The sequence below is a fragment of the Rhodobaculum claviforme genome, assembly GCF_016653255.1.
In the GTDB taxonomy this organism is placed as follows: domain Bacteria; phylum Pseudomonadota; class Alphaproteobacteria; order Rhodobacterales; family Rhodobacteraceae; genus Rhodobaculum; species Rhodobaculum claviforme.
In genome coordinates this window covers 1-5,096 of the sequence record NZ_NHSD01000086.1, presented here as the reverse complement: position 1 = coordinate 5,096, position 5,096 = coordinate 1, and the positions used below count along the sequence as shown (strand labels likewise).

The 5,096-nt window shown below is 72.7% G+C and carries 6 protein-coding genes; 2 read left to right on the top strand and 4 right to left on the bottom strand.

The window, feature by feature from the left end:
- Window positions 1–677 (bottom strand): LptF/LptG family permease (locus CCR87_RS01520; protein WP_201155566.1); only part of this gene is annotated, 677 nt, incomplete at its 3' end.
- Window positions 674–1,804: an LPS export ABC transporter permease LptF gene (lptF, locus tag CCR87_RS01515; RefSeq protein WP_201155565.1), complete on the bottom strand. Its 1,131-nt coding sequence runs from the start codon at window positions 1,802–1,804 to the stop codon at window positions 674–676. The genes CCR87_RS01520 and lptF, both read right to left, overlap by 4 nt.
- 132 nt (window positions 1,805–1,936) lie before the next feature.
- Here lptF and CCR87_RS01510 point away from each other — a divergent pair, with 132 nt between their 5' ends.
- Window positions 1,937–3,406 carry a leucyl aminopeptidase gene (locus CCR87_RS01510; protein ID WP_201155564.1) on the top strand — a complete coding sequence of 490 codons (1,470 nt, stop codon included), beginning with the start codon at window positions 1,937–1,939 and terminating at the stop codon, window positions 3,404–3,406.
- A gap of 8 nt (window positions 3,407–3,414) precedes the next feature.
- Window positions 3,415–3,864, top strand: coding sequence for a DNA polymerase III subunit chi (locus tag CCR87_RS01505; protein ID WP_201155563.1), 450 nt, complete (start codon window positions 3,415–3,417; stop codon window positions 3,862–3,864).
- A gap of 4 nt (window positions 3,865–3,868) precedes the next feature.
- On the opposite strand, the gene CCR87_RS01500 is transcribed toward CCR87_RS01505, so the two are convergent.
- Window positions 3,869–4,282, bottom strand: a complete 414-nt coding sequence (locus tag CCR87_RS01500; protein ID WP_201155562.1) for a hypothetical protein — start codon at window positions 4,280–4,282, stop codon at window positions 3,869–3,871.
- Window positions 4,283–4,354: 72 nt separating this feature from the next.
- The gene (gene hisG / locus CCR87_RS01495) at window positions 4,355–5,053 is read right to left on the bottom strand and encodes an ATP phosphoribosyltransferase (protein WP_201155561.1); all 699 of its coding nucleotides are present in this window, start codon (window positions 5,051–5,053) and stop codon (window positions 4,355–4,357) included.
- Window positions 5,054–5,096: the final 43 nt, after the last annotated feature.

Below are 5,096 nucleotides of genomic sequence, written 5' to 3'. Positions count from 1 at the left end.
GCCTCGGCGGCGGCCTCGGGGTTGGGGGCGGTCAGGTCCCAGCGCTTGGCCCCGCTCAGGACCCAGGCGCCGGGCTCCAGGCGGGCCTCGCGCGCCTCGATCCGGCGGACGGGGGTGACGGTGGCATCGAAGGCAAGGATCGTGACCGTGTGCAGCAGGGTGCCGTCGGCGCTGGCGCGGGCGGCGCGGATCACCCGCTGGTTGCTGCCTGCGCCCTCGCGCAGCCACAGCCCGTCGCGGCTGACCGACAGGAGGCTGGTGTCGCCGCCGCCCAGCTGGGCGATGGCGGCGTCATAATGGCGGGTGGTGGCGGCCACGACGGGGTTGAGCGCGGCCACCGCCAGCGCGCCCAGCCCCAGCGCCACCAGCGCGGGCGCGGCGACCACATGCAGCGCCGATCGCCCCACCGCCCGCGTCACCACCAGCTCCGAACTGCGCGCCAGCCCCACGAACATCGCCAGCGTCGCAAGAATCGCCACCAGCGGCAGCACCGCATGCAGGCTGGCGGGCATCCTGAGCGCGGCCAGCGCCAGCGCCCCGCCCACCCCGATCCCCTCGGCCGAGAAGCGGCGCAGCTGCTCCACCATGTCGATCAGCAGCATGATCCCGGCCATCACCGCCAGAACCCCCACAAAGCTGACGAGGTACCGCCGCGCCATGTAGCGAAACAGGATCATGCCGCGCCCTCCGCCGCGGGCAGGGCGCGCGGACGGCGCGGGCGCCCCGCCAGCCACAACGCCCCGGCCACCCCCGCAAACCCGGCCGCGGCGGGCGCATACACAAGCGGCCACAGCGCCGCATCGCGCGCCACGGCGCCGGTGACGGCCGTGTGCAGGAACTGCATGGCGATGACCGCAACGACCCCCCCGAGCACCTGTCGCCACACCCCCAGCCGGCTGAACGCCCCCAGCGTCAGCGCGGCAAAGCCGATCAGCGCGGCGGCGGTGGCCATCAGCGGCTGGGCGGTGCGGCCGTGGACCTCGGCCCGGGCGGTGTCGCGGGTGGCGCCGATCGCGTCCAGCGCCTCGTCCTCCAGCGCCAGGATCCGCCGCGTGGACATGTCGCGCAGCCCCAGCATCAGCGGCCCCCGCGGCCCCACCAGCGCCGCCAGGTCATAGGTCAGCGTGTCGAAGGTGGTCACCCCCAGCCGGTCGCCGGGCTGGCGCAGCGACTGCGCGCTGCCGTCCAGCATCACCATCTGCGGGCCCAGCGGGGTGCGCACCAGCACGGCCTCGCGGGCGATGTAGATGGTGCGCGGACCACCCGCGCGTCCGTCGGACATGAACAGGTCGCGAAACGTGCCCTCGGGCGTGATCTCGCGGACATAGAGGGTGACGCCGGCGGTGGGATGCACGAAGGCCCCCTCGGTCAGCACGCGCGAGGTGATGTTCTCCGCGATCTCGGCGCGGCGCTCGTTCATCTGGGCACGGCTGGCGGGCACCAGCCAGTGCAGCAGGCCCCCCAGCATCACCGCCACGATCAGCCCGAACACCAGCACCGGGCGCGCCAGGCGAAACGGCGACAGGCCGGTGGCCTGCATCACCACGAACTCGCTTTCGGTCACCATCCGGTGCACGGCATAGACGGCGGCCACGAACCCCGCCACCGGCAGCACCAGCCGGGTGACATTGGGCAGCGTCAGCGCCGTGAATTCCAGGAACACCCGCACCGACTGGCCGTCCGCGATCAGGCTGTCCACCAGCGACACCGCGCGGTTGACCCAGTACACCGCCACCAGCACCAGCGCAAAGAAGCCGAACAGGACCAGCAGGCGCGACAGAAGATAACGGTCGAATCCGGTCACGCGGGTCCCCTGCCTTGTCCCCCGGCGCGGACCCTATCGCAATGCGCGCGGGGCGCAAACTGCTGTCTGGCCATCGCGGCGGGGGCGGGCTAGGCTCGGCGGACACCATCAGGACGCAGGGAGCCCCCGCCGATGACCCGACCGCCCAAGCTTGCCATCACCGAAGCCGACGCAGCCGCCGTGGCCGACCACGCCGGCGTGGTGGCCGTCCTGGCCGAGCCGGGCGCGCGGCTGGATCCGGCGGCGGCAAAGGTGGACCGCGCGATGCGCGGTGCGCTGGCGCGCGCGGTCGCGTCCGAGGCATTTGCCAAGCTCGACCCCGGGGCGGCGCTGCGGCTGCAATGGCCCGGCGGGCTGGCGGCCGAGGTGGTGCTGGCGATCCGGCTGGACCGCAAGGCCGATGCGCAGGCCGCACGGCGCGCGGGCGCCACGCTGGGGGCCGCGATGGGCAAGGCCGGTGCGATTCTGCTGGCCGGCGCGCATCGCGGGGCCGCGCAGATGGCGCTGGGCGCGGTGTTGCGGGCCTATGCCTACACCGCGCAGCGCAGCAAGCCCGCCGACCCGCCCGGAGAGATCCGCGTCATGGTCACCCGCCCCGACGCCGTGCAGGAGGAGGTCGCCCCCCTGATGGCCCTGGCCGAGGGCGTCTATTTCACCCGCGATCTGGTCAACAGCCCCGCAAACGTGCTGACCACCCGGACGTTCAGCAAGCAGATCAAGGGCCTCAAGGATCTGGGGCTGGAGGTCGAGATCCTCGATGAGGACGAGCTTGAAAAGCTCGGGATGGGGGCGCTGCTGGCGGTGGGGCAGGGATCGAGCAGCCCCACGCGGGTCGCGGTGATGCAGTGGAAGGGCGGCAAGAAGTCCGCAGCCCCGCTGGCGCTCGTGGGCAAGGGGGTGGTGTTCGACAGCGGCGGCATCTCCCTCAAGCCCGGCGCTGGGATGGAGGACATGACCATGGACATGGCCGGTGCCGGGGTCGTGGCGGGCGTGATGAAGACGCTGGCGCTGCGCAAGGCCAAGGCCAATGTCGTCGGCCTGGTCGGTCTGGTGGAGAACATGCCCTCGGGCACCGCGATGCGGCCGGGCGATGTGATCCGCTCGATGAAGGGCGACACGATCGAGGTCATCAACACCGACGCCGAGGGGCGCCTCGTGCTGGCGGACGTGATGTGGTACGCGCAGGAGCGCTTCAAGCCCGCCGCGATGGTCGATCTGGCCACCCTGACGGGGGCCATCATCATCGCGCTGGGCCACGAGAACACGGGCGTGTTCTCCAACGACGATGCGCTGGCCGAGGCGGTGATGACCTCCGCCGCCGCCGAAGGCGAGGGCGCCTGGCGGATGCCGCTGGCGCCGGCCTATGACAAGCTGATCAAGAGCCGCCTTGCGGACATGAAGAACACCGGCGGGCGGGCGGCGGGCTCGGTCACCGCCGCGCAGTTCCTTGCCCGCTTCGTCAAGGATGAAACCCCGTGGGTGCACCTCGATATCGCCGGGACCGCGCTGCGCGCCGAGGCGACGGCGATGGCGCCGCGCGGGGCCACCGGCTGGGGTGTGTGTGCGCTTGACCGTCTGGTGCGCGACCGGTTCGAGGGCTGAGGCCGCCGATGGGCGAGGTGCTGTTCTACCACCTCACCCGCTCGCCGGTGGAGGCGGTGCTGGGCCAGCTGCTGCCGCGTGCCCTGGCGCAGGGGTGGCGCGTGGTCGTGCGCGGGGCCACGGACGCCCGCCTCGACTGGCTGGACGAACGCCTGTGGCTGGGCGGGGACGAGGACTTCCTGCCGCACGGCCGCGCGGGCGGGGACCATGATGCGCGCCAGCCGGTGCTGCTGACCACCGGCACCGCGCCGGGCGCGCAGGCGCTGGCCGTGATCGACGGCGCCGAGGTCGCCCCGCACGAGGTCGAGGGGCTGGAGCGCGTCTGGGTGCTGTTCGACGGCGGGGACAGCCACGCGGTGGAAGGGGCGCGCGCCCTCTATCGCCGCTTCCGCGAGGCCGGCCATCCGCCGCAATACTGGTCCGAGACCTCGGGCCGCTGGCAGCGCACCGCGGGCTGACGCGTCAGTCGGCGGGGAAGCCCTCGGTGTGTTCGGTCCCGTCGGGGTCGGTGTAACGCCAGCCGGTGACCACCAGCATGCGCTTCATGAAGCCTTCCTCGATCCGGTCGCACAGGTGCCAGAAGCCGGTGAACTCCACCAGCAGCGCCTGTTCCGCGCTCTGGCGCACGGCGGCATCGGAACCGGCGGCAATGCCCGCCAGCACCCGGCCAAGCCCCGCGCGGAACGCGGTGTCGAGGGGGGCCGCGAACTCCACGAAGTAATCCGGGCGCGCCTCCGGGTCCTCCCAGACATGCAGCTGGATGCGGTCGCCGCTGTCCCAGATGGGGTGGGGAAAGACGTGCACCACATGCGTCTCGGCCGTCGCGATGCCGCGCGCGGCCTGCAATTCGTGATCGCGGAATTTGCCCTGGTCCATGCTGTCCGTCCCGTCCGTGTTGCGTTCGCTGATATGCACCGTCCTGCCCCTGCGGGCCACCCCGGGGGCGCGTCAGGCCGCCGCCAGCCCCAGTCGCGCGCACAACCCGTCCAGCGCCGCGCGCGCGTCCGCGTCCCAGTCCGCGGCCAGCGCGCGAAACAGCGTGGCCTGGCTGGCATGCACCGGCGGGCCCGCCAGCACCCGCAGGTGATTGGCCCGCAGCGTGGCGCCGGTGGAGGTGATGTCGGCCACCGCCTCGGCGGTGCCGTTGGCGACCGTGCCTTCGGTCGCGCCCTGGCTGTCGACCAGCTGGTAATCGGCGACCCCGTGGGCGCGCAGATGCTCGCGCACCAGCCGATGGTATTTCGTGGCGATTCGCAGCCGGTGGCCGTGGGTGGCGCGGAACTGGGCTGCCACCGCGTCCAGATCGTCCAGAGTCTCCACATCCACCCATGCGGCGGGCACCGCGATCACCAGATCGGCGTGGCCAAAGCCCATGGGCGCCAGCGCCGCCACCTCGCGCTCCCAATCGGCGAGCTGCTCGCGCACCAGGTCCGAGCCGGTCACGCCCAGATGGATGCGCCCGGCGGCCAGTTCGCGCGGGATCTCGCCCGCCGACAGCAGGACCAGCGCCACGCCCTCGGCGCCATCGACCGCGCCTGCGTATTCCCGCGCGTCGCCGGTGCGCCGCAGGGTCACGCCATGGGCGGCGAACCAGTCGAAGCACTGCTCCATCAGCCGACCCTTGGAGGGCACGCCCAGCTTCAGCATCGCACCCCCCCCAGCGCCGCCGTCAGCGCGGGCCGGATCACGC